The sequence below is a fragment of the Algiphilus aromaticivorans DG1253 genome (assembly GCF_000733765.1).
Classification (GTDB): Bacteria; Pseudomonadota; Gammaproteobacteria; order Nevskiales; family Nevskiaceae; genus Algiphilus; species Algiphilus aromaticivorans.
Map to the genome: position 1 here is coordinate 998,324 of NZ_JPOG01000001.1, position 24,569 is coordinate 1,022,892.

Below are 24,569 nucleotides of genomic sequence, written 5' to 3' on the forward strand. Positions count from 1 at the left end.
TTCCGCCTTGGACGAGTTCGCGCTCATCCGGCGGCATTTCGCGCGCCCCGCTAGCGGCATCGTGACGCTGGGCATCGGCGATGACGCGGCGCTGCTGCAGCCCCCGGAAGACTGCGAGACCGTCGTCGCCTGCGACACGCTGGTTGCCGGCCGTCATTTCGCCGGCGACGCCGATCCCGCCGACATCGGCTGGAAAGCCCTCAACGTCAATCTCTCCGACCTGGCGGCGATGGGAGCCGAGGCCGATGCCTTCCTGTTGGCGCTGACGTTGCCCGAAGCCGATGAGGACTGGCTGGCGGCCTTCGCCGGCGGGCTGCGCGAAGCCGCGGATGCTGGTGGCGTCTGCCTGGCCGGTGGCGACACCACGCGCGGGCCGCTGACGATCACGATCACCGCCATCGGCCACCTGCCGCGCAACTCGGCGCTGCGCCGCGACGGCGCCCGCGACGGCGATCTGCTGGCCGTTACCGGAACGCTGGGTGATGCCGGAGCGGCGCTGGCTGGCCACGCCGATGCCGAGCTGCAGCTACGCCTGCATCGACCGCGCGCGCGGCTGGAGGCCGGGCGCGTTCTGCGCGGCCTGGCGCGGGCCGCCATCGATGTTTCGGACGGGCTCCTCGCGGACGTCGGTCATATCTGCCGCGCCAGCCGGGTGGGGGCTGCGGTCCGCGCCGATCGCCTGCCGGCCTCCGAGGCACTGGCAGCGCTGGCTGTGCCGGAGGAACACCGCCTGGCTTGGCAATGCGGCGCCGGCGACGACTATGAGCTGGCCGTGGCAATCTCGCCGCAGGCGCTTGATGCTGCGCAGGCCGCCTGCCTGGACATTGGGGTGCCGCTGAGCGTCATCGGGCGCTTCGTGGTTGGTGAGCGCGCGCGTCTCTTCGACGCAGAAGGCAAGGAATATAACGGCATTACAAATGGATACAGCCATTTTTGAGGGTGAATTCTTGAGATTGTCCGGGCGCCCGCATGGATGAGGCCGGCCGTCGCGCGACCGTGCGCTTCCCGGCGCGACTGATTCTGGGCTCGCCTCTGCATCAGCTCGCCTTCGGTTTCGGGACGGGGCTGGCGCCGGTTGCGCCGGGCACTTTCGGCACACTGCCGGGCGTGCTGCTCTTCCTGGCGCTGAGCTGGCTGCACGCGCCGGCCTACGTGGTCGCGTTGCTAGTCCTGAGTGTCGCGGGCGTGATCATCTGCGGCACGAGCAGCCGGCGGCTCGGCGTGCACGACCATCCGGGTATCGTCTTCGACGAGATGGTGGGCTATTGCGTCGCCGCGCTGCCGCTGCTGCCGGCGCTGGGTTGGCTGGATGTGCCGCTGTGGGCCGGGCTGCTGGTGGTCTTCGTCGCCTTCCGCTTCTTCGATGCGTTCAAGCCACCGCCCATCGATTGGCTGGATGCGCGCCTGGAAGGCGGGCTGGGCATCATGCTCGACGATCTGGCGGCGGGCGTCATGGCGGCTGCGGCCAGCTGGGTGGTGCTTATCGGCCTGGATTTCTTCTTCTGGTGATACGGCGAATCCCACCCACCCGCGGGTAGGTTGCCGGGCCGGGAAGTGTGGCAATCTCGCCCGCTGCTCACCTCCATCGACTGGCGGGAAGGAACGGGGAATGACGGATAAAACGGTACGCATCGGCTGCGCTTCGGGTTTCTGGGGGGATACCAATACCGCTGCGGAGCAGCTGGTTTCCAGGGGCAACATCGACTATCTGGTCTTCGACTATCTGGCCGAGATCACGATGTCCATACTCGCCGCCAAGCGCATGCGCGACCCCGACGAGGGCTATGCCAACGACTTCGTGCAACACGTCATGGGCGGGCTGGCTCCGCAGTTGGCCGCCAAGGGCATCAAGGTCATCGCCAATGCCGGCGGCGTCAATCCGCTGGCCTGCAAGAAGGCGCTGGAGGAGGTGCTGGCGGCCGCCGGCGTGTCGATGAAGGTGGCCGTGGTGCTGGGCGACGATCTCATGCCACGCAAGAAGGAATTCGCCGGCGCAAAGGAGTGGGAGAGCGGCGAGCCGCTGCCCGACAACATTGTCTCGATGAACGCCTATCTGGGTGCGCTGCCAGTGGCCGCCGCGCTGGCCGAGGGGGCGGATATCGTCGTCACCGGCCGCTGCGTGGATTCGGCGGTGGTGTTGGGGCCGCTCATGCACGAGCACGGCTGGGGGGCGCAGGATTTCGATCTGTTGGCTGCCGGCTCGCTGGCCGGCCACATCATCGAGTGCGGCGCGCAGTGCACGGGCGGCAATTTCACCGACTGGCGCTGCGTGGCCGACGGCTACGCCGAGATGGGCTTCCCCATCGCCGAGGTCGCGGCCGACGGCAGCATGGTGATCAGCAAGCCGGAGGGTACCGGCGGCGCCGTGTTGCCCGGCACGGTGCTGGAGCAGATGCTCTACGAGATCGGTGATCCTCGAAGCTACTACCTGCCCGACGTCATCTGCGACTTCAGCGAGGTCACCGTCGAGGATCTGGGCGGTGATCGGGTGGCCATGCGCGGTGCGCGCGGTCGCGCCCCGACGGGGCAGTACAAGGTCAGCGCCACGCACCCGGCCGGCATGCGCTGCGCCGCGCTTTTCATGATGGCTGGCCCCGATGCGGTGGCCAAGGGCCACGCCGTGGCCGAGGCCATCATCACCAAGGTACGTAAGCAGTTCGCCGAGCGCGGGATGGGGGATTTCACCGGCGTGGACATCCACGCCGTGGGCGCGGAAGAAAGCTATGGGCCGCATGCCCGTGCCGGCGCGCGGGCTACGCGCGAGGTGGCGATGAAGATCGCCGTCCAGCATCCGGACGCCAAGGCTCTGCAGCTGTTTTCACGCGAGATCGCGCAGGCGGCCACCGGCATGGCGCCCGGCTACACCGGCTACTTCGGTAGCGGGCGTCCGCAGCCGCACATGGTGCCGAAGCTGTTCTCGACGCTGGTCGACAAGGCGGCTGTGCCCGTAGAGGTCGCTGTCGAGGATCGCCGCGTGACGGTGGATATCCCGCTGATAGATGCCCCCGGTGAGCCGCGTGCGGCCGTTGAGCCACCGGCACCGGGGGAGGCCACGGATCTGCAGGAAGTGCCGCTGTTGCGCGTAGCCATGGCGCGCTCCGGCGACAAGGGCGATCACGGCAACGTCGGCGTTATCGCGCGCAAGCCCGAGCTGTTGCCGTGGATCGCCGACGCGCTCAGCGGGGAGGCTGTGACTGCCTATTTCGCGCATCTGCTGGATCCGGATCGCGGCACTGTGGCGCGCTGGTATCTGCCCGGCTCGCACAGCTTGAATTTCCTGCTGCGCCACGCCCTCGGCGGTGGCGGTGCGGCCAGTCTGCGCACGGATCCGCAGGGCAAGGCCTTCGCGCAGATGCTACTCGATCATCCCGTGCAGGTGCCGGCGGAGCTGCTGGAGGGGCTTTGAGGCATGCGGCGGCCGATCGTCGGCAGTAGGGGCGAAGGGCCGCTGCTGCGGCCGCGTTACAATATGCCGAACAAATACCAACAGGGATGCGGTGTCGCTGGCCGGCACCGCCATGACTGGGATACGCCATGTCAGAAGAACGCGATGTAATGGAATACGACGTGGTCGTCGTCGGCGCCGGCCCGGCCGGGCTGTCCGCGGCGATTCGTCTGAAGCAGCAGGCCGAGGCGGCCGGCAGCGAGATCAATGTCTGCGTCGTCGAGAAGGGCTCCGAGGTTGGCGCCCACATACTCTCCGGCGCGGTCTTCGAGCCGCGTGCCCTCGACGAGTTGATGCCCGACTGGAAGGACAAGGGTGCGCCGCTCAACACGGCCGTCACCCGCGACGAGATGCATCTGCTCAAGTCGCCGGAGAAAGCCTCCAAGCTGCCCAACGCCATCGTGCCGCGGACCATGCACAACCAGGGCAACTACATCATTTCCCTGGGCAAGCTGGTGCGCTGGCTGGGCGAGCAGGCGGAGGCGATGGGCGTCGAGATCTATCCCGGCTTCGCGGCGCAGGACGCCATCATCGAGGACGGCGTGGTGCGCGGCATTGTCACCAATGACCTCGGCGTGGCGCGCGACGGCGGTCACAAGGAAGACTTCTACCCGGGCATGGCGCTGCGCGCCAAGTACACCCTTTTCGCCGAGGGCTGCCGCGGCCATATCGGCAAGCGGCTGATCAGCCAGTACGGCCTCGACGAGGATCGCGACCCGCAGCACTACGGCATCGGCCTGAAGGAGCTGTGGGAGATCGACCCGGCCAAGCACGAACCCGGTCTGGTCGTTCACGGCGCCGGCTGGCCGTTGGATGACGACAATCCCGGCGGCTGGTTCCTCTATCACCTGGAGGACAACCTGGTATCGGTGGGCCTGATCGTCGATCTGTCCTACGAGAACCCCTATCTGTCGCCCTTCGACGAGTTTCAGCGCTTGAAGCATCACCCGGTGCTGGCCAAGCATCTCGAGGGCGCCAAGCGCGTCTCCTACGGCGCGCGCGCCATCACCAAGGGCGGCCTCAACGCGCTGCCCAAGATGACCTTCCCCGGCGGCGTGCTGATCGGCTGCGACGCCGGCACGCTGAACTTCGCCAAAATCAAGGGCAGTCATACGGCCATGAAGTCCGGCATGCTCGCTGCCGAGGCCTGCGCCGAGAAGCTGCTCGCCGGCACCGAAGGCGGCGACGAGCTCACCGGCTACGCCGAGGCCTTCGAGAAGAGCTGGCTCTACGACGAACTCAAGGCCAGTCGCAACTTCGGGCCAGCGATTCACAAGTTTGGCGCCTTCTTCGGCGGTGCCTTCAACTTCATCGAGCAGAGCCTGCTCGGCGGCCACGTGCCGTGGACGCTGCACGATCTCGTGCCGGACCACGCCACGCTGAAGCCGGCTGATCAGGTGCAGAAGATCGAGTATCCCAAGCCGGACGGCAAGCTCTCCTTCGACAAGCTGTCCTCAGTTTTTCTGTCGAGCACCAATCACGAGGAAGACCAGCCGGTGCATCTGACACTGGCCGATGCCAGCATCCCGATCGAGCACAACCTGCCGAAGTTCGCCGAGCCCGCGCAGCGCTATTGCCCGGCCGGCGTCTACGAGGTTGTCGACGACGAGTCGGGCGGCAAGCGCTTCCAGATCAATGCGCAGAACTGCGTGCACTGCAAGACCTGCGACATCAAGGATCCGGCGCAGAACATCACCTGGATCGCCCCGGAAGGTGGTGGCGGTCCGAACTACGGGACGATGTAGCGAGCCGGCTGCTCAACCAACAAGAGCCAAATTTTTCTCTGATTCATGGGGTTACTTTTGAATCCTCAGGTATCGAAAGAATCTTTGGCTCGCCGCTTTTCGACATCAGCAAGGAATAGAGGTCATTCATGAAAGCTCTGGTCAGCGTCAAGCGCGTTGTCGACTACAACGTGCGTATCCAGGTCAAGAACGACGGCTCCGGTGTGGTCACCGACGGCGTCAAGCACTCGATGAACCCCTTCGATGAGATCGCCATGGAAGCAGCCATGCGTCTCAAGGAGAAGGGCACCGTTACGGAGATCGTGGCCGTGACCATCGGCGGTGCCAAGTGCGAGGAAACCCTGCGCACGGCGCTGGCTTTCGGCGCCGATCGCGCCATCCACGTCAAGAGCGAGGAAGTGGTGGAGCCGCTGACCGCAGCCCGCGCGTTGAAGGCGGTCTTCGAGAAGGAATCCCCGGATCTCTTCTTCATGGGCAAGCAGGCCATCGACGACGATGCCAACCAGACCGGCCAGATGACCGCCGCACTGCTCGGCCGCCCGCAGGCAACCTTTGCCTCGGAAGTCGAGGTGAGTGATGGCAAGGCCAAGGTCACTCGCGAGATCGACGCCGGTCTCGAGACGCTGGAAGTGGATCTGCCGGCCGTCATCACGACCGACCTGCGCCTCAACGAGCCGCGCTACCTGAAGCTGCCCGACATCATGAAGGCGAAGAAGAAGCAGATCGACGCCACCAGCCTGGACGAGCTGGGTGTCGAAGCCGCGCCGCCAATCAAGGTCACCAAGACCGCACCGCCGCCGGAGCGCAGCAAGGGCGAGATGGTCAAGGACGTCGACGAGCTGGTCGAGAAGCTCAAGTCCAAGGGCCTCGTCTAAGACGCGGTCAAACGGAAAATCAAGGAAATCATCATGAGCAAGATTCTTCTTATCGCCGAGCACATCGAAGGTCAGCTGAACAGCGGTGTGGCCAAGGCCATGGACTGTGCGCAGCAGATTGGCGGTGATGTCGATGTCGCGGTCTTCGCCGACTCCGGTCAGGCCGTCGCCGAGCAGGCTGCCAAGCTGGCTGGTGTGTCCAAGGTGCTGGTCGTCGACAATGCGGCCAACGCCCATCCCATGGCCGCCATACTGGCGCCGCAGATCGTCGCGCTGGCGCAGCAGGGTGGCTACAGCCACGTGCTGGCGCCGAACACGACCACTGGCAAGGATCTGATGCCACGCGTCGCCGCGCTGCTGGGCGTGCCGCAGGTGACCGACATCATGGCCGTGCACGGCCCGAACAGCTTCGATCGGCCGATCTACGCCGGCAACGCCATTATCACCGTCGAGGCGCCGGCCGAGCCGATGATTTGCGCCACGGTGCGTCTGGCTTCCTTCCAGCCGGTGGCTGCCGACAACAGCGCGGCCGTGGAAGCGGCCAGCGTCGATGCCGAGCTGCCCGACCACACCCGTTTCGAGGGGCTGGAAGTGCACAAGTCCGATCGCCCGGACTTGCAGTCGGCCACGAAGGTCGTCTCCGGTGGCCGCGCGCTGGGCTCTTCCGAGAACTTCGACATCATCTACAAGCTCGCCGACAAGCTCGGCGCGGCGGTCGGGGCCTCGCGCGCGGCAGTGGATTCCGGATATGTGGCCAACGATATGCAGGTGGGTCAGACTGGCAAGATCATCTCGCCGGAACTCTATATCTGCGCTGGTATCTCCGGCGCGATTCAGCATCTGGCCGGTATCAAGGATGCGCGCACCATCGTTGCCATCAACAAAGACGAAGAAGCGCCAATCTTCGAGGTGGCTGACTATGGGTTGGTAGCCGACCTCTTTGAGGCCGTGCCGCAGCTGACTGAGAAGCTGTAGACAACCGTCCCGCCGTCGGTTGTTCTTCTACGCCCCGGTTCCGCCGGGGCGTTTTTGCTTGCAGGAGAGAGTTAGATGGCTTATCGATCGATACTCGCGCCGGAACTGTTCCAGGACCAAACCATCATCGTGACCGGTGGCGGTAGCGGTATCGGCCGCTGCTGCGCGCATGAACTTGCCAGCCTGGGCGCACACGTCGTGATTACCGGGCGCAAGGCGGAGAAACTGGAGGCGACTGTCGCCGAGATCCGCGAGGACGGTGGCAACGCCGACTTCGAGGCCTTCGATATCCGCCAGGAAGAGGACGTTGCCGCCGCGATCGAGCGCATTGTCGCCGCTCGTGGTCGCATTCATGGCCTGGTCAACAACGCTGGCGGTCAGTACCCGACGCCGCTGGAAGCGATCAGCAAGAAGGGCTGGGAGGCCGTGGTTGCGAGTAATCTCACCGGTGGCTTTCTGGTGGCGCGCGAGTGCTTCAAGCAGATCATGCAGGCGCAGGGCGGCGCCATCGTCAACATCATCGCTGACATGTGGAACGGCATGCCGGGCATGGGACATTCCGGTGCGGCGCGCGCTGGCATGCTCAACTTTACCGAGACTGCGGCTACCGAGTGGGCCAGTGCCGGTGTGCGCGTCAATGCTGTGGCGCCGGGCTACATCGCCTCCAGCGGTATGGATCATTACGATCCCGATTTCGCCCGCAAGGTGATTCCGAAGCTGAGCCGTCTGGCGCCGATGCAGCGCATGGGCGAGGAAGCCGAGGTTTCCAGCGCCATCTGCTGGCTGCTTTCCGAGGGCGCGGCCTTCGTCACCGGCAGTTGCATCAAGGTGGACGGAGGCAGCTCTCTGGGCATCAAGGCCTTCGAGCTTGAGGCACACGATCGCGCACCCCGATACGAAGGCTTTCACCGCGCGCGGCGGCCGAAAGCGCTGGACGTTGATCGCTGAAGTCGTCGCAGCGGCATTAAGGCCGGCTTTGCGCCGCGCGCTATCGGCGCGCTAGGCTCCGATCTGTGCCGGTATGTTCTCCGGCTTCGGGGGAGGGCAGGGATGCGTCTTCGTGGCAGGCAGCGCGGTTTCACGCTGATCGAGATCCTGATCGTTATCGCCATCGTCAGCATCCTGTCGGCGATCGCGGCGGGCACCTATGTGCACTTCCTGACCAAGGCCAAGCTGAGCGAGGGCCTTGTGCTGCTCGGCCCAGTCAAAATGGCCGTCTCGGAGTACCACGCTCAACATGGCCGAATGCCGCAGAGCAGCAACTGGCTGGCGCTGCTCAAGGAACTTGGTCTTCCCGCCAGTACGGCGACCGGTGCTGGCTCCGGAGAGTATGTCGAGCGCATCTGGTGGAACAACAGCGAGCGTGAGATCCGCATCCGATATGGCTTTTTCCCCATTAAGGGAAAATTGCTGGTGCTGCGGGCCGAGGTAAGTAACGGCACCCACCTACGCTGGCGATGCACAACCCCTGCAGGCGGCGATGCTATTCCGTCGATCTATTTGCCTGCGAGCTGCCGCGACGGCGCTTCCTGACCGACCGCCGCCGCGGTCGCCTGAGACCGCTCTAAGCCTTGGCGCGGCGCTTCATTTGACGCTGCATGCGCAGGGTCATCCAGATGCCGCTGATGCCCAGCCAGATGGAAAGGATGCCAACGATATTCACGATCCAGACGCCGGCTTCACCGAAGATCTGCCCGCTGTGAAGGTCCAGCAGTGCGCGCTCGGCCGGCAGGCTGGGACGTGAATAGGGCGCCAGCGCGTCGCGCTGCGCTTCGGACAGTTCCGACGGGCCGGACCAGCGCACCTCGGCTGGGGCGATAGGCTCCCAACTCATACCGCCATCGGGGCTCTGGTACGACTCCGTTTCGCCGCGTATCGCCACCACGTCGCCATTGACCGTTCCCATTTCCTGGATGGTGCGCAAAGGCAGAATCGGTGGGGTCAAGCGGTCGTAGACCGAGCCATCGGTTGTCAGCAGCAGTAGCGACTCCCGTCCGGCCACGTAAAGAAGCTGTTGGCCCGACGCGCTGCTCGCGACCATGCCGCGCGGTTTGCTGATGGAAAAGTCGACCGGCTTGCTGTCTAGGAACAGAGTGTCGCCCCCTTCGGCAAGCCAGTGGTTACCTGCGACGAAGCCTTCGCGGGGCGGGGATGCTTTGAGCCCGTAGAGTGACATCAGCGCCGGCCAATCGATACGGGCGGTGTCGTAGCCCCACTCCGCGCTCTGATTGATGAGAAAGCCGCTCGCCCCCAGCCAGATCATGAAGGCAAAGGCGAAGACGCCAGCGCGCTTGTGCCACTTGCGTAGGAAGGCGGCCAGAGAATTTCGTTGCGCGCTGGTCTGGGTCTTCGCTGCGCGGCGTTGCCGCCACTCGCGGATCAGCTGCGGAAGAACCCCGTTGAAGCGTGTGTCCGAGGTTGCCAGCGCACTGTCGCTGCTATTCGAGATTTCGAGCGAAGAATCCGCCATGGTCAGTTCACCAGGCTGTCAAGTGTGATTGCGGTGCGCGCCTTGCGCTTCATCATGTCCACGGACTCGGTGGCGCCGGTAATGCTGTCCACTGTCTGGTCGAGGCCGTTGCCATCCGCCCGCGCGCCTTCGAGCTGCTCGAGAAAGAAATCTTCTCCCACTTCCTCGCCACGGGATTCCCGGTAGGTCAGTACGCGCGCGGCCACTACTGTGCCGTCCTTCACGACAAAGCCACTGGTCGTGGGTTGATAGCCTTCCTTGCCGATGTCGTCGAAGATCCAGGCGGTCTTGCCATCGGCGCTCCAGTAGTGCAGTCGCGGCTTCGGAAAGGGGCGGCCATAGACCTCGCGGATGCGTTGCTGCTCGCTGTCACCCAGCTGCAGGACTTGCGGCGACGGCGGTTCTCCGTCGAATGCTTCCTTCAGGAAGTCCTCGGGTTCCTGAAAGTAGATGTAGAACTCGAATTTCTCCTCGGCGTGCGCGACGCTAAGCACGTAATCGAAAAGGAAGAGCGCTGCGCCTACACACATCGCTGCGATGCCCAGCAGCTCGATGGAAGAGGTAGGTTGCGCGGTACGGCATCGTGGGTCGTCGACCGATCGATGCCCTGTTACTGCTCGAATCAGGGCCCCTACGGGGCGAGTCTTTTTATTGCGCATGAGCTTATGTGATTCTGGTTTGGATGAAGATTTGTGGCGAAGGCGGTCGCGTTCCGTGCGGCCGCGGTCAGCTGGGTATTCCGCCGCATTGCGACATGCCGCCGCACTGGGCGGCATGTCGCGACGGATGCGTGAGCTACTGCGTCACGATGTCGAAGGTGAAGGGGGCCAGACCAGCGATGATCTGGTTGCACTCGTAGTAGTGATAGTTCACGCGTTCGCAGGCGTTGTAAGCCGCTTCAACCACGGCGTTGAACTCGCTCATGGTGATCCCGAGATCGGAATGTGCAGCCGACATGCTCGCGCCCATGTATTCCACATTGCCACCCAGAACACGCTGCACGAGCTGCGTGTTCAGAGCGATCTGGCGGTCGATGTTGCCGAACTCTATGAAGATGGGCGCGATCCGGGTGTCGAGCAGGATGTAGTGGAATAGAGCTTCCACCCACATGCGGACGCCTTGCTCGCCGCCGAGCGATTCCACCGTTCCACTGGGTATCCCAGGGAAGGCTTTGGCCTTGCCCGATTCGCCGTAGGCCGAGCCGTCCTGAGCGAGGACAGGTGTCGTGGCACAGGCCGCCACCGCGACGGCGGTGCATGCGAAGAGCTTTTTGATGGCTGAGGTTGAGAGTTTCATGGTTGTACTCCGATGATTGCTTGTTGGTAACGATGCGCCTTGCCCGCGAACGGGCAGATGCGCTTGCTGCAGGTGGGTCTAGAAAGTCGCGTGCATCGACATGTAGAAGCCGTGCTGCTCGGGTGTCAGCGTGATGTTTCCGAGCATCGCGTAGGCGACCGTGAACGAGAGGTTCTTCGTCGGGGCATAGGCGAAGAAGACATCCACCCAGTCGCTTTCGTCGAGCTGCGTCAGCGTGTCGCCGATGTCGAGCCCCAGACCGCCGAGCAGATCGGTGACGGGAGTCAGATCCAGGGAGCCCAGCGCGACGCTGCGGCCGTCCAGGTTGTCACCGTGTTGTGCGTACTCGACGCCGATAGCCGTCTGCTTGTTGAGCAGATGGGCGATAGAGCCCTCGAAGCGGATCTCCTTCTCGTTCTCGTCACCGCCGCCGAAGCCTGTCAAACCGGTCTGGTTGGCCGAGGTATAGCGGGCGGTGATGTTGAACAGCGTGCTGATCGGGAAGAAGATCTTGGTGGCGGCGATGTAGCCTTCCCAGTCTTCTGCCTTGTTCGCCTGCAGGGTACTCAGCAGTGCCTCGTTCTCGTTAACCTTGTAGAAGCCGCCGATGGCGACCTGCGGGATCAGGCTCTGCGAGTTGTAGACTGCGTCGCCGAAGAGCCTGAGCTTGGCGCCGTAGACATCCATCTTGATGGTGGTGTTGAAGGGGTCGATGCCCGCCCCAGCGCCATTCAACAGATCGAGGGCAAGGCCGACCGTATCGAAGGTGGTGCCAGTCGGAAGAACGTTGCGCGAGTACGACAGCTCGAAGCGGTCATAGAAACCGAATGCCACGCCCAGCGCATTCAGGCTGTAACCCGGAAGATTGGCGTAGGTGTAGCGGATACCGCCGTTGATGCCGTCACGGCTTCCGTAACCGGTGATTGTGGCCCAGGGGGTGATGCCGCCACCACCTGCACCGTCGATCATGCCAACGCCGCCAGTCAGGAATACCTTGCCGTCGTTGTACTGCGCCCAGCTGCTTGTGGAGAACACGCTGAGACAAGCGCCGAGGACGGTTGCACAAGCGAGTTTCGTAGTCTGCATTTCACGTATCTTTTTCATTGGGTCTTGCTCCCTGGTATCGAGTGTGTGCCGTAGGGGTTTCTGGTCGGCACTTCGCGATGACAAAAAAAAAGTCCACCCTCAGCAGTAGCTGAGAAAGCGGACTCCTTCGCCGGTGTGATTGGCGGCGCTGCCAATCAGACTGCTTTGTAGTGACGCCGTCATCGGCGCTGGGTGAATATCAGCAAATGCCGTGCCAATCTTCGGAAAGCTGGCAATGGCGTGCTGTGTGCGCGTTCTTGGGGCTCGCCCTGCTGGACCCGGAGTCGCGTTCAGGTGAGGCTGCGGCCGCAAAGCGGGCGGCTTTGCGCACCAACGGTGCACCGCCGCTGCCCTTAGATGCTGCAGCGCACCATTCCGAGGCATCGCCTGGACGGAGGTCGGCTGCTTCCATCTCGACGGTGAGTCAACGGAACGTGTCGACAGTAGGCGCTGCCAAGGCCGGCGACGTGCCGTGAAGTCAGGGGGTGACGTCTACACGCTGGCACATGGCTTGCTATTCAAGCTTGCATGCGCTCGTACCGCAGCGGCGCGCTTGGACCGAAGGCGGTCACCGATCTGGACCACAGCGTCACCTGCGTTGCAGCGCACTTTTCGCGCGCGGCGAGGGGCGCAGCTATTCAGGAAGCGCCGTTCGATGACCTATCAATTTTCCGCAACTCTTGCGTCGCATACGCGATGCAGTGATAACCGCTGGAGCCCTTCATGCGCTCCAATCTGAGCCCTCGGTACGCCACTTTCGTTGCGCGGCGCAGCGGATGGGCCGTGCTCGCAGTGGCCGTGCTGACCGGCGTTGTCGCCGCAGGCGCGGTGCTCGGTGACCGAGTCGCGGGCGATATCGGCGAGGTCAGCATGCGCTCGCCCGCGCACGAGGCGCGGGATGTCATAGAAGCCACTTACGCGTCCACGCAGCACATCGACTCCTACATCATCGTGCGCGATGGCGCCGAGCGGCTGCCCGGCATGGCTGCGGTGCTCAGGGGGCTGCGTTTCCAGGCCGCGATCACGTCGCATCCCGAAATTGCGCCCACGCTTGTTGCGACCGATGCGGTGAAGGGGTTGGAGAATTTCGTCGGGCGTGCGGCCTGCGCGATGGAGGCTGAGAAAGTTGCTGACGAGTCCGGGGCATCTCTGCCCCGGCAGGAAGGAACGCGCGTGGCGCAGGCGGACTGCGACCTGCACGCTCAGATCAGCGCCGTCGAGCGCCTCGCGGAGGCGGAGTTTCGCGCGTTGATTGCCGCCGTGGTCGATCCTGCTACCGCGCCGGCCGGCAGCAATCCGCGGCGCTTCCTGCCGGTAGGTGCTGAGGGCGAGGATGTCCCGCGTGGCCCGCGGGCGATGCTGCTCTCGCAGCGCAACCCTAATAGTGCGCCAGTTTCGATGGAGGAGGTGCGGCGTGCGCAGCTTCGTATCGACGCCATGCTGTCCGATTGGTTTGACGGCGCCTTCATTCACGGCGAGGGCGTGGCGAAAGCTGAATCGACCCGTGCTGTGGCGGACAGCTTTAGGTTGATCACGCCGATAGCTCTGGTCTTGCTTGCAGTGGTGCTCACGCTGACATTGCGCGACCCGTGGGACATCGCATTGACGCTGCTTGGTGTCGTTGTCGTCGTGCTTTGGCTTCAGGGCTTGCAGGGGTGGCTGGCGATCCCCTCGACGTCGATCCTCATCGCAGTGCCTTTCCTGCTTGTGGGTCTGGGCGTCGACTACGCGCTGCATGTGCTCATGCGCTATCGCGAAGCGGGCGAGACGCCGGCGGAGGGCCTTGCCGATGGGATACAGGGACCGGCGCCTCGCGACGCGATGACACGGGGTTTGCTCCCTGTGCTGCCCGCGCTCGGCATTGCGGCTGTATCCACGGCCATCGGCTTTCTCGCCAACATCTTCAGCCCGCTGGAATCCATCCGCGACTTCGCCTTGATCAGCGGCTTGGGCATTCTGGCGACGCTGCTTGTCTTCACCAGTTTCGTGCCTGCGCTCAAGGTGCTGCTCGAAACCTTTCTGCAGAAGCGCGGGCGGACGCGTCGCAGACACGCTCTGGGCCGGGCGCCAGGGCTGCTTAACCGCCTTCTTCTTGCGGCCGCTTACGCCGGGGTGCGTTGGCCTTGGCGCGTGAGCTTTCTTGCGCTGGTGTTGGCGGTGGCAGGTTTCGTTGCGGCGCTCGGTATCGACACCAGCTTCAAGCGAACGGATTTCCAACCTTCCAAGGCCCCCAGTTGGTTGCGGAGCCTGCCCGCGCCTCTGGCACCGGCGGATTATTCCGTCAAGGACAACTTCGCCTATCTGCTCGACCATTTCGGCCTGATCGCACGGCCGATGGAGGCCGAGATTCTCCTGCGTGGTGACGTGACCTCGCCGGAGATGCTGCAGGCTATCGAGGCCGTATCCTTGCGCGCGACACGTAACGGCACCTTTGTGACCGCCAGCCCGGCTGGCTTGATCCGCATGGCCGCGCGCTCCGATGCCGACTTTGCCGCCGCACTCGCCGAGCGTGACGATGATGGGGACGGCTTGCCCGACCGCGACGTAGCGACCCTCTACGATCAACTGTTTACGCTCTCACCTGATCGCGCTGCCGAGGTTCTGTATCGCGGGGAGGGTGTCTATCAATCAGCGCGGCTGCCGATAGGTCTGCTACTGAATGCCTCCGTGCAGGACATCGCTACGGACATTAGCGCGCTGGCCAGCATCATCGAAGAACGTGCGCCGGTGCGCGCAGTCGCGACGGGTCGGCCGGTGCTCAGTGCCAAGGTGCAATCCGCTTTGTTCGCGACCCTGGTCGAAGGCTTCGCCATCACTCTGATCGTTATCGCAGCCCTGCTCGCCGTGCTTTACGGCATGCGGTGGCATGCGCCTGGTGTGGGACCGCTGCTCTTGCTGCCGGTGGTAGTGGCCTTGGCGTGTCTGCTTGGTCTGATGCGCTTGCTCGGGATCCCCTTCAACTCGGAGACGGTGGTGATCACGAGCCTCGCTATAGGCATCGGGGTCGACTACAGCGTGCACATCGGCGAGCGCTTCCTGAGCGCGCGTGCCAGGGTGGGCGGGGTGTCGCTGCATGACGCCATGCAGGAGGTCTTGACCGGTACCGGCGGCGCATTGCTTGGCAGCGCGGTGACGACGGCCTGCGGTTTCGGCGTTCTGGCACTGGCAACATCGCCGCCTTTGCAGCGCTTCGGCCTCGTTACGGGCATGTCCATCCTGCTGGCCTTGCTGGCCAGCGTCGTGTTGCTGCCGAGCCTCTTGGTGCTGCGCGAGCGGTGGCTTTCGGTGCGTGCCCAAGTGCAGTAGGTCGGTAGGGTGGCGCAGGGTGGTAGCGTGGCCATAAAAAATGCCCCGCATATGCGGGGCAAATGGTCTCTACAGACCGGGAGAGACCTCATGCCCGCTACCGGTTTCGATCCTTCGAAACGCGGCAGCGGCCTTTGCTCACGGGGCCTTGACCTCGATGGTCCCCTTCATTCGCGGATGCATGGAGCAGTGGTACTCGTAAGTACCGGGCTCGTCGAAGGTGTGGGACCAGGTCGACTCCATATGCAGACGCCCGCTCTTGGTGCCGTCCGCGAGCGTGACTTTGTGGTTCGAACCGTCGTAGTTGGTCCAGACGACGGTCGTACCCGGCGTTACTTCGAGCACTTCGGGGTCGAAGCGCATGAAATCGACGATGTCTACCTTCGCCGACCCTTCGGGTGGGGGTGATGCGTCTTCTGCCCCGGATGCAATAGGAGCAACGGCGAAGAGCAGGGCCGCCGCCAGCATGGTTGGCGGCTGTAGCAGGTGTCGTAGGGTCATGGGACTCATGGAACTCCTTAGTCACTGGGGGATACGACGACTCTTCCGGTCATCGAGGGGTGGATGCCGCAGCTGTACTCGTAGCTGCCGCTCGCTTCGAAAGTGCGCTCGTAGCTGTCGCCGGTTGAGAGCTCCGGGCTTTCCGTGTCTTCGAATGCGACGATGTGAGCGCGCCTGTCGGCGTTGACCCAGGTGACGGTCGTGCCGACGGGCACGGTGAGTGCCTCTGGCGAGAACTCGAAGTTCTCGATGGTCACTGTCGAATCCGACGTCACAGCATCGGCGGAAGTGTCCGAAGAGGCGTCTTCTTCGGGTGTCCCGGCGCTCGTATCGGCTTCGGGCGGAGCCTTCTCAGGGCCGCCTTCTTCCACAACGTGCAGTTCCGCGCGGCGATTGGCAGCACGTCCCTCGGCGGTGTCGTTGTCGTCGATGGGCTGCAGTTCGCCGAATCCGCGCACGCTCATGCGACCCTCGGCAACACCCAGCGAGACCAAGCGCTGCTTGACGGCTTTCGCGCGCCGCGAGGAGAGATCATCGTTGTAGGCTTCGGAGGCCGAGTCGTCGGTGTGTCCGCGAATCTCGACCTTGAGGTCCGGGCGTTCGACCACCAGAGCTTCCGCGACGCGCTCCAATGTTCGCCTCGCGCTCTCGTCGAGCTCGGTGCTGTCGACCGCGAAGTTGACGCCTTCGAGCACGATGGTGTCGTCCTGCTCGCAGCCGGACAGGTCGACAGGGCCGTCCGGACCCGTTATCGCGCAGGGCGCTTCCACGACCCGCACGGGCTCCGGCTCGGGCTCGGGCATCGGTTCCGGAGCTGGTGGCGCCGCGGCTGCTACGGCCGTCGCGGCGCCGAAGGGGAGCTTCAGTCCCAGATTGATGCGCGGTTCCTCGACATCGGCCGCGCTCTGGTAGAGCGCCTCGACGACGAAGGACATGTTGCCGAAGCCGCCCATCTCATAGCCGAGCCCGCCACTGTAGTGGCCATGGTTGCCGGCCAGTGCCTGCAGATGCAGGTAGAGATTGCCAGCGAAGGGGTAGAGATTCAGGCCCAGGCCGCCGCCGTAGAGATCGAAGTCGCCGCCGTCGGGGCAGGCTACGCCCAGACCGCCGCAGAGCAGGCCGCTCTCCTCCGGATCGACGTCGCCGTAGTCGAGATAGCTGGCACTGAGTTCGACGGCCATATATTCCGTCAGCCGGCGGCCCACGGCCAGGGCTGCGCCATAGCCGTCGTCGGTATGACGCTCGTCGTCCGCGAAGACATAGGAGGCCATGGGCATTACGTAGTAGCGACTGTCGTAGTCGGCGGCAGCTCCCGATGCCGGCAGGAGTAGTGCGAGCCAGGCCAAGCCGATTGTTGCGGTACGCGACCACGCCTGCCTGGCATGTGCCGCGAGGCTATCTACGTTCGTCATTGCGCTTCTCCCTAGTTGTCCATCTTCGTGCCGGTCGACGGCCTTCGGGCTTATTGGTGCCCCAACAAAAAAGCCCACCCCGCCCTTGAAGGGCTGGATGGACTTCGCTATCCGAGGGGCGGTCCCCGTTGACCGCGGCAATCTGTCGCCCATTTTTCGGGCCGGGTTTAATCAAGCAAAAGGCATGCCAGCTATTCGTGACGCGGTATGGCACATGCCTTGCTTGCGCTATCAGCTAGAAAGCGCGATCGGCTGACGGCGGCCGCGGGCAAAGAAGCTCCCGCTATTTCACGAGGCAGAGGTTGGGCGGTGCTCCCGCCGGAGGCGTGAATGCTGGATTGGCTCCTATCAAGTGGTCGAAGACTCCTGCTCGGACAAGGGCTGCTGATCTGCGCCCTGCTACCGGCACCGGTGCTTGCATCGCCGCCGACGGATTCAATGCACAGCCCGGTCGTCGCTGCAGTCCATGAGGCTCTCGCCGTCGAGCGCTTGTACGCGCAGAACAAGGCCTCGGCGGTCGGAAACGGGGAAGTTCAGGTCTATATCGGCGTGGAGACCGAGGATCTGATGCTGCAGGAAGCAACGCTGACCGTGGCGGGTCGCGAAGCCGTGCGCATCGAGTTGGGGCATCGCGGCGCAGCGGCGCTGCTGGGTGGCGGCATGCTGCGGTTGCGCGATGATTGGGAAGGTGCCGGTACTGTTCCGCTGCACGTCGAGATCCTGGCGCGCCAGACTGGTGCCGGCATGAGCGCACATATGGTGCGTCTTGCTCTGCAAACGGACTATGTTCCGGAGTCCGAGCCGCTCGGCTTGCGCTTGGCCATTACGCGCGACGGGATGTTCCGGCGCCACGCGTTGCAACGTCGCGAATGGAGTGCTCAGCCATGAGGCCCGCAGCCGGTTGGCGCTGGATGAGCGGCTTGTCCGCCGCGTTGCTCGTCACCTCCGCTGCCGTCGCGGAGCTTGCGGTCGACCCCCGCCTTGCTCATGCGCAGTGGCTGCTCGATAGCGGGCACCCTTATCGCGCAGCCGCAGAATTGGCAAGCATCCCGAGTGATGCCCTGTCGCCCGCGATCGCGGCCCGCAAGGTGGCCTTGCAAGAAGCGGTTGTCGGGGACCTTGTCGCAGCACTGACCCATTCCGGCGTTGCGGTACGATCGGGCGGAGAACCGTCGCTGGACGAAGCCCTCCGAAAGCTCGCGCAGGACGGCACAGACGATGCCGTGCTCAAGGCGCTACTCGACGCTACGGCAGGCAGCGACCCGATAGCGCGCGGTGTGCGCGACCAGGTGCATCTGCTGCTCGGTCGTCGCGCGCTGGCGCGCGGCGCGGCCCACGAGTCACGCGAGCATTTCAGCTCGGTGCACAGCCCCGGCCCCTATGCCACCGAGGCATTGCTGGCCCTGGGGTGGAGCTATCTACTCCCCGTCGGAGGCGATCCAGCGAGCGCCGGGACCGGTGACTCGTCTTCAGTCTGGGCGCCGATCGCTACGCCGCTGCGCGCGACCTCCGCGGATGCACTCGCTGCGTTCCGCCGTAGCACGCCGTTTCGGAGTGCCTCCGGGGTGGCCGGGAGCGAGCGAGCCGGGGATCTGGAAGCGGCTCTGGGTGTCTGGCAGGAACTGATCGGCCGCGATCCGCTCGATCCTCCCGTACAGGAAGGTCTGCTCGCGATTGCCTACGCCTACCAGCACCTCGGTGCGCGGGAGCAGGCCTTCGAGCGCTACAAGCGTGCACTGGATTCGCTGCGTCGGGGCAGGGATCTGCTCGATGATGCCTTGGCCCATGTCGATTCTGGCGCGTTGCTTGACGCGCTGCGGGAGAACGCCATGGACCCGCCGGGCGGATGGCCCTGGTGGGCCGTGGAGCGGCGGGCTGCCCAGTGGTGGCGCAATGGCGGGCGGGAGGTCCCGGGTCTGTTCTACGCGCACTACCTGATGGCCGACTTGCGCTTCCGTGAGATCGCCCAGCGAACGCAGCTGCTCACGATCGTCGTGGACCGCATGGAGACGGCAACTCAGCTGCAGGAGGGCAACGTGGTATCCGAGGCGCGTACGGTGGCTGCCAGCCTGCGCCCGGAGTTGCGTAGCCAGGAGCGTGCGCTGCAGGAGCGCGCGACGGAGCTGATGGCATCTCGGCTGGCGCTCACCGAGCGCTACATGGCCGAAGCCCATTTCGCGCTGGCACGTATGAGCGAACCCGGCGCCACCGATGTTGCTGTCGCGTCGGGAAGCGGGAAGGAGGCTGCGCCATGACCGGATACTGGCGCGGCATGATCTGTGGCGCGGCACTGGCGGTGCTTGCGGGGTGCCAGCACGTGACGCCGGGTGCTGAGCCGTCGGCACCCAAGGTGGGCGCTACCACCAGGGCGGGCGCGGGCCTCTCCGAAGGTGGAGGGTGGTTCACGGTCGACAAGACCGACATCCTGACACCGCGTCGCGGCGGCGAGACGGCAGCGGACGTCGATGCTGCCATCGCGCACTACGACAGCGTGCTTAAGCTGCAGGCCGCCCCCGAGCTTCGCGCCGAGGCTATGCGGCGCGCCGCTTATCTGCGCATCCGGCGTTTCGTTGATTCCGGTAACAACGACGAGGCCGACCTGCACGCGGCCTTGCGGCTCTACGACGGGTTGCTCGAGGAGATGCCCGACGCGCCGGGCAATGATCTGGCGCGCTATCAAAAGGCCCGTGCGCTGGATCTGCTGGGCCGGCGCGCAGATGCTGCGCGCGCCCTCGTCGCATTGACGGAGCGGCATTCGGAATCCGCCTTGTATGCGGACGCCGCCTTTCGCGCCGGCGAGATGTTCTACAGCGAAGACCTGCTCGCCGAGGCCGCCGAGGCATACGAGCGTCTGCTTGCGGTCCGCCCCGAGGTTGAATCGCTCTACGAACTCGCTGCCTACAAGCTGGGCTGGACGCAGCTGCGCGCGGGTCGTCATGGTGAAGCTGCGGAGGTATTTCTGGCCATTCTGGAGCGTCTGCTACCCGAATCCGGCTGCGCCAACGGCTGCCCCGAAGCGGTGCTCGACGACGAAGGTTTCGAAGGGCCACATCGCGAGATCGCGGAAGATGCATTACGCGGATTCAGTCGCGCCCTCATCGCGCTGGGTGGAGCCGAGACCTTGCGCGGGCGGGACCTCTCGCCCGAGGGGGCGCCGCTGTACTACTGGGCAACGGCGGAGGCCCTGCTCGAAAGGCAGCGCTACAGCGATGCAGCGAACGCCTTCGCTGCCTTCGCCCAGCGCTTTCCCGGGCACGAATTGGCGCCGAGATTCCAGGTACGGGTCGTGGAAGCCTACGAGGACGGCGACTTCGGGACGCTCGCGGGCGAGGCGCGTGCCACCTTCGTGACGACCTACCATCCCGAAACCGGCTACTGGGAGGGCCGCGAGCCACCGGAGTGGATTGATCCGACCCTGCGCGAGCAACTCGATCTGCTCGCGACCGATCAGCACGCCCACGCCCAGTCGCTTGCCGAATCGGAGGTAGCCGAACGCGAGGGTGCGCATCGCCTCGCTGCACACTGGTACGACAAATGGTTGGTGTTGCTAGCCGAGGGCCCGGAGCGCACCGCGGTGCGCATGCGTCATGCCGACGCCCTGCTCGACGCTGGCGCTCCTGAAGAAGCGATCCGCCAGTTCTCGCGCGTCGCCTACGACTCGCCGGAGGCCGCAGAGGCACCGGCGGCGGCGCTGGCTGTCGTACAAACGCGCTTCCGGCTTGCGCGCGAGGCGCCCGAGTCTGTGCGGGACGCGGAGCAACGAAAGGCCATCGCCGCCGCCCGTCAGCTGGCAGAGCGCTTCTCCGGGCACCCGGAACGGGCGCGCGTGTTGGTCCGCGCTGCAGAGGCGTCCCTTGCGCTAACCGAATATCAGCCGGCCATCGATATGACTGATGCCGTGCTCGCCGAGGCGGCGCCTGCCACGGAGCTGTGGCGGGTGGCGATGCATGTGCGTGCCGACAGCCACTTCGCGCGTGATGCCTTCGAACTCGCCGAGGTCGCGTATCGCGAACTGCTGGAACAGATGCCCTCCCGCGATCCGCAGCGCCCGGCGGTGACGCATCAGCTGGGAGCCGTCATCTACCGTCAGGGTGAGCAGGCCCGCGAGGCGGGTGAGTTCCGGCAGGCCGCCGCGCATTTTCTGCGCATCGGCACGGTGGTGCCGAATGCGCCGCAGCGGCCCGAGGCGGACTACGATGCTGCCGCAGCGATCGTGAAGGCCGATGACTGGGCGCAGGCTGCGGATTTGTTCGAGGCTTTCGTCGGGCGCCATCCCGATCACGAACTGGTGCCGGACGCGGACAAGTGGCTGGCTACTGCCTATGGCGAGCTGGGTACGCCGCGCAAGGCCGCGGAGGTCTATCTGCGTATCGGCCAGCGCCGTACGGAGTCGGCCGAGGTGCGGCGCGAGGCCGTGTGGCAGGCCGCCACGCTATTCGACGAAGCGGAGGCACGGCGCAGCGCCGCCGAGGGCTATCGCGCCTATCTGCAGGATTTCGGTGTGCCGCTGGACCGCGCGCAACGCGCGCGACTGCGCCTGGCGGCGCTTGCCGGTGGGGAGGATGGCGTCGAGTGGCTGCGCGCGGTGCGCCGCGCGCATCGCGAAGCCGGTGCTGCGGCAAGCGCCTATTCGGAGCTTGCGGCGGCGCGCGCAGCACTCATGTTGGGCACTGCGCTGGCCGATCGCGCCGGATCGGTGCGCCTTTCCTATCCTCTGCGCGCCAGCCTGCAGCGACGTCAGCCCCTGACACGAGAGGCCCTCGAGCATTTGCGCGCCGCGCGCGCTTCGGGCTTTGACGAGCTCGTGACCGAAGCCGCCTATCGCCTCGGCGCGGTGCACGCAACGCTGGCGCGTGATCTACGCAACGCCCAGCACCCGCCGGGTCTCGACGACTTCGAGCGCGATGCCTACGAGCTGATGCTTGAGGATGAGGCCTTCCCCTTCGAGGAGCGCGCCATCGCCGAGCACGAGCGCAATCTCGAGTACTTGCGAGAAGGGGTCTGGGACGAATGGGTCATGTCCAGCGGTCGCGCGCTGGCGGAGATGGCGCCGGGCCGCTATGCGCGCCGCGAGCGCCAGGAGGAAATGTATGCCGAGATCGATTGAGCAATCATCAGCAGTGGCCGGCTTGCCGGATGGGCACAGGCGCGTCGGGCGCCTTCTTCGAGGGGCGATGATGGTCGGGCTTGTGGCTGTCGTCGCCGGCTGCGCGTCGTCGCCGCGCTCGGGGGGCGATAGCTCGGTCAGGAGCGGGGCAGTATCGGCCTCCGAGCGCACTTCGGCGCGACAGGCTTCTTCGCCGGAAGTGCGTGAGCGCTTCCAGCAAGCCCTCGCGGCGATGCGCGAAGCCCGCTACGACGAGGCGCGTCCGATCCTGCAGGCGCTGGCGGAAGCCCACCCCGAACTGTCCGGTCCTCCGACCAATCTCGGCATTATCGCCATGCGCGCCGACAACGAACCGGCTCGGGCGCTTCAGCACTTTCGCTCGGCCGTGGCAGCCAACCCGGGCAATGCGGTTGCGCACAACTGGATCGGCGTGCTGTTGCGTCAGCGCGGCGCGCATGACGCCGCCGAGCGCGCCTATCTGCGTGCCCTGGAAGCGCGGCCTGATTACGCCAAGGCGCATCGCAACATCGGCATTCTCTACGATGTCCATCTCGGCAATCCCGGCAAGGCCAGGCAGCATTACCGGCGCTACCTCGATCTCGATCGCGAACAGGACAGCCTGATCGTTCGCGTCTGGCTGAATGCGCTGGAAGGCGTCCCTCCCGGGACAGCGGTGATTGCAGTTTCCGACGGTCAGCGAGGGCGGCAGCCATGAAGCGCTTCGCCGGGTGTTGGCTGGGGGCCTTGGCCTTCCTGCTGCTCGCCCCCGATGCGGCCGGTCAGCCCGCCGAGAAGCAGGCGTCGGCCGACGGCAGCGCCGTGATCGGGGACTACGATGCGGCCTTCGGTATGGTGCTGCAACCGTGGCGGGAGGAAGCCGTGAGCGATATCGATCGGCCGCCGCGTGTGCGCAATCTCGGCGCCGACGCGGATGCTCTGCGCGACGCACGCGCCCATGCATTGCAGTACGAGGCGTTGCACCGCTTCCATCGCGCGCAGCCGAAGCGACGCTGACTCGCTTCTGTATCGTCCGTGGGCTGGCCCCGTGCTGGCGCAGGGCATCCGGCCGAGAGCGATGATGGCATCGGTCCACCGGATCGCGAGGCGGGGGAGCATCGCGATCCGAAACGGGTGACCCCTCAGGCTGCTGCTCCGCGCGATTGCGCCGGTAGGCCTTACTGGGCCTCGAACCTTTGGCCGTCGAAGAAGCGGTCGGCACCCAGCGTCATGACGCCGTCTTCCGTCTCCGTCTGCCACAGCGCTGCGTGCATACCCTCCGGCTTGATGTCGCGTCGTGGTGTCGGCTCCCCAACGCGCGCTGCCGCGACGCGATAGAGATCCGGCCGATACACGGCATTGGCAATGGCAGGCACATCAATGTCTGCGGGAGCGTGTCGCCAGCGCTGCATCTGACGCAGGAACCACTGCGCATGGGAGCGCCAAGGGAAGGTCGCAGCTCCGGCGTGGAAGACGAGCCCAGGGTCCTGGTTCGCAAGTGCAGCGCCGGAGGTCAGCGACTGGCTGATAATGTGCGAGGGGGCGTCGACATAGTGGCTCGCTGAAAGCAGATGCGCTGCTTTATCGCGGTTGTCGGGATGATCCAGCCAGCGCGCGGCTTCGATAAGCGCCGCGACGAGTGCGGTATGCGTCTCCGGGTTGGCCTCAGCCCATTCCTCGGTGACGCCGAGCACCTTCTCCGGGCTGTTGTTCCAGATCTGGTGCTTGCTTAGCAGGATGCGTCCCGCGCCGGAGGCCTCGGCAAGCGTGTTCCAGGGCGCGCCGACGCAACAGCCATCGATGCGCCCAAGCCTCAGATGCTCAACCATCTGGGCCGGCGGGATAACAAGCAGCTCGAGATCGCGGTCGGGGTCGATGCCGCAACCGGAAAGCCAGTAGCGCAATTCGTAGTGATGCGTGGAGAAGGGGTAGACGTGGGCGAATACATGCGGTGGCACGCCGGCCGCACGATCCGAATCGAGCACGCGCTTGAGCGCGACACCAGCTGCCGCCGGATCGCCGTTGATCGCTCCCATGCGCTCGTAGAGCGAACGCGAGACGGTAATGGCGTTGCCGTTGAGATTGAGCGACAGGGCCGTGATCATGGGCACTCCGATGCCATCCAATCCCAGGGCGGCGGCGAGCGGCATCGGCGCGAGCATATGCGCTGCGTCGAGCAGGCCGGCGGCGAGCTTGTCGCGGATCGTCGCCCAGGCCGTCTCCAGGCAGATCTCCACATCCAGGCCCTGCCGGGAGAAGAAGCCGAGATCGCGCGCCACGATGATGGGTGCCGCATCGGTCAGCGGCAGGATGCCGACGCGTAGCGCCTGTTTTTCAATGCTTGGTGTCATCTG

The 24,569-nt window shown here is 65.1% G+C and carries 21 protein-coding genes; 14 read left to right on the forward strand and 7 right to left on the reverse strand.

Going from position 1 to position 24,569, the window contains the following annotated elements; all coding sequences use genetic code 11:
• Nucleotides 1-7: 7 nt before the first annotated feature.
• The 8 genes from thiL to U743_RS04695 all read left to right on the forward strand — a co-directional run bounded on the left by thiL (nucleotide 8) and on the right by U743_RS04695 (nucleotide 8,573).
• Nucleotides 8-937 carry a thiamine-phosphate kinase gene (gene thiL, locus U743_RS04660; RefSeq protein WP_043765890.1) on the forward strand — a complete coding sequence of 310 codons (930 nt, stop codon included), beginning with the start codon at nucleotides 8-10 and terminating at the stop codon, nucleotides 935-937.
• 32 nt (nucleotides 938-969) lie between these two features.
• The gene (locus tag U743_RS04665; RefSeq protein ID WP_052367533.1) at nucleotides 970-1,509 is read left to right on the forward strand and encodes a phosphatidylglycerophosphatase A family protein; all 540 of its coding nucleotides are present in this window, start codon (nucleotides 970-972) and stop codon (nucleotides 1,507-1,509) included.
• Between the two features lie 100 nt (nucleotides 1,510-1,609).
• On the forward strand, nucleotides 1,610-3,406 hold the full coding sequence (locus U743_RS04670; RefSeq protein ID WP_043765893.1) for an acyclic terpene utilization AtuA family protein: 1,797 nt from the start codon (nucleotides 1,610-1,612) through the stop codon (nucleotides 3,404-3,406).
• A gap of 128 nt (nucleotides 3,407-3,534) precedes the next feature.
• Complete coding sequence (locus U743_RS04675) at nucleotides 3,535-5,190, forward strand: electron transfer flavoprotein-ubiquinone oxidoreductase (RefSeq protein ID WP_043765895.1); 1,656 nt, start codon at nucleotides 3,535-3,537, stop codon at nucleotides 5,188-5,190.
• 128 nt (nucleotides 5,191-5,318) lie between these two features.
• Nucleotides 5,319-6,065, forward strand: a complete 747-nt coding sequence (locus tag U743_RS04680) for an electron transfer flavoprotein subunit beta/FixA family protein (RefSeq protein WP_043765898.1) — start codon at nucleotides 5,319-5,321, stop codon at nucleotides 6,063-6,065.
• A gap of 33 nt (nucleotides 6,066-6,098) precedes the next feature.
• On the forward strand, nucleotides 6,099-7,040 hold the full coding sequence (locus U743_RS04685; RefSeq protein WP_043765901.1) for an electron transfer flavoprotein subunit alpha/FixB family protein: 942 nt from the start codon (nucleotides 6,099-6,101) through the stop codon (nucleotides 7,038-7,040).
• Between the two features lie 75 nt (nucleotides 7,041-7,115).
• On the forward strand, nucleotides 7,116-7,988 hold the full coding sequence (locus tag U743_RS04690; RefSeq protein ID WP_043765903.1) for an SDR family oxidoreductase: 873 nt from the start codon (nucleotides 7,116-7,118) through the stop codon (nucleotides 7,986-7,988).
• Nucleotides 7,989-8,090: 102 nt separating this feature from the next.
• Nucleotides 8,091-8,573 carry a pilin gene (locus U743_RS04695; RefSeq protein ID WP_043765905.1) on the forward strand — a complete coding sequence of 161 codons (483 nt, stop codon included), beginning with the start codon at nucleotides 8,091-8,093 and terminating at the stop codon, nucleotides 8,571-8,573.
• A gap of 31 nt (nucleotides 8,574-8,604) precedes the next feature.
• On the opposite strand, the gene U743_RS04700 is transcribed toward U743_RS04695, so the two are convergent.
• The 4 genes from U743_RS04700 to U743_RS04715 all read right to left on the reverse strand — a co-directional run bounded on the left by U743_RS04700 (nucleotide 8,605) and on the right by U743_RS04715 (nucleotide 11,841).
• Nucleotides 8,605-9,510 carry a PepSY domain-containing protein gene (locus U743_RS04700; RefSeq protein ID WP_043765908.1) on the reverse strand — a complete coding sequence of 302 codons (906 nt, stop codon included), beginning with the start codon at nucleotides 9,508-9,510 and terminating at the stop codon, nucleotides 8,605-8,607.
• 2 nt (nucleotides 9,511-9,512) lie between these two features.
• A complete protein-coding gene (locus U743_RS04705) occupies nucleotides 9,513-10,040 on the reverse strand; it encodes an FMN-binding protein (protein ID WP_052367534.1) in 528 nt (175 codons plus the stop codon).
• Between the two features lie 265 nt (nucleotides 10,041-10,305).
• Nucleotides 10,306-10,806, reverse strand: coding sequence for a group I truncated hemoglobin (locus U743_RS04710; RefSeq protein ID WP_084191363.1), 501 nt, complete (start codon nucleotides 10,804-10,806; stop codon nucleotides 10,306-10,308).
• Between the two features lie 78 nt (nucleotides 10,807-10,884).
• Nucleotides 10,885-11,841, reverse strand: coding sequence for a DUF3034 family protein (locus U743_RS04715; protein WP_232226719.1), 957 nt, complete (start codon nucleotides 11,839-11,841; stop codon nucleotides 10,885-10,887).
• A gap of 774 nt (nucleotides 11,842-12,615) precedes the next feature.
• Between U743_RS04715 and U743_RS04720 the strand changes: the two genes are divergently transcribed.
• Complete coding sequence (locus U743_RS04720) at nucleotides 12,616-15,198, forward strand: MMPL family transporter (protein ID WP_043765913.1); 2,583 nt, start codon at nucleotides 12,616-12,618, stop codon at nucleotides 15,196-15,198.
• 138 nt (nucleotides 15,199-15,336) lie between these two features.
• Here the strand turns inward: U743_RS04720 and U743_RS04725 are convergent, their stop codons facing one another.
• Both U743_RS04725 and U743_RS04730 read right to left on the reverse strand, forming a co-directional pair.
• Nucleotides 15,337-15,708 carry a cupredoxin domain-containing protein gene (locus U743_RS04725; protein WP_084191364.1) on the reverse strand — a complete coding sequence of 124 codons (372 nt, stop codon included), beginning with the start codon at nucleotides 15,706-15,708 and terminating at the stop codon, nucleotides 15,337-15,339.
• 8 nt (nucleotides 15,709-15,716) lie between these two features.
• Entirely contained in the window at nucleotides 15,717-17,111 is a 1,395-nt protein-coding gene (locus U743_RS04730; protein WP_043765919.1) for an OmpA family protein, read from the reverse strand.
• 330 nt (nucleotides 17,112-17,441) lie between these two features.
• Between U743_RS04730 and U743_RS04735 the strand changes: the two genes are divergently transcribed.
• The 5 genes from U743_RS04735 (at nucleotide 17,442) to U743_RS04755 (ending at nucleotide 23,232) form a co-directional block, all read left to right on the forward strand.
• Nucleotides 17,442-17,999 carry a hypothetical protein gene (locus tag U743_RS04735; protein ID WP_156966334.1) on the forward strand — a complete coding sequence of 186 codons (558 nt, stop codon included), beginning with the start codon at nucleotides 17,442-17,444 and terminating at the stop codon, nucleotides 17,997-17,999.
• Nucleotides 17,996-19,366: a hypothetical protein gene (locus U743_RS04740; protein ID WP_156966335.1), complete on the forward strand. Its 1,371-nt coding sequence runs from the start codon at nucleotides 17,996-17,998 to the stop codon at nucleotides 19,364-19,366. The genes U743_RS04735 and U743_RS04740 overlap by 4 nt, the downstream gene beginning before the upstream one ends.
• Complete coding sequence (gene bamD, locus U743_RS04745) at nucleotides 19,363-22,218, forward strand: outer membrane protein assembly factor BamD (protein ID WP_043765930.1); 2,856 nt, start codon at nucleotides 19,363-19,365, stop codon at nucleotides 22,216-22,218. Before U743_RS04740 ends, bamD begins: the two co-directional genes overlap by 4 nt.
• A 67-nt stretch (nucleotides 22,219-22,285) precedes the next feature.
• On the forward strand, nucleotides 22,286-22,933 hold the full coding sequence (locus U743_RS18665; RefSeq protein ID WP_198021930.1) for a tetratricopeptide repeat protein: 648 nt from the start codon (nucleotides 22,286-22,288) through the stop codon (nucleotides 22,931-22,933).
• Nucleotides 22,930-23,232, forward strand: a complete 303-nt coding sequence (locus U743_RS04755) for a hypothetical protein (RefSeq protein ID WP_043765935.1) — start codon at nucleotides 22,930-22,932, stop codon at nucleotides 23,230-23,232. The genes U743_RS18665 and U743_RS04755 overlap by 4 nt, the downstream gene beginning before the upstream one ends.
• Nucleotides 23,233-23,393: 161 nt before the next feature.
• On the opposite strand, the gene U743_RS04760 is transcribed toward U743_RS04755, so the two are convergent.
• On the reverse strand, nucleotides 23,394-24,566 hold the full coding sequence (locus U743_RS04760; protein ID WP_043765939.1) for a CmpA/NrtA family ABC transporter substrate-binding protein: 1,173 nt from the start codon (nucleotides 24,564-24,566) through the stop codon (nucleotides 23,394-23,396).
• Nucleotides 24,567-24,569: the final 3 nt, after the last annotated feature.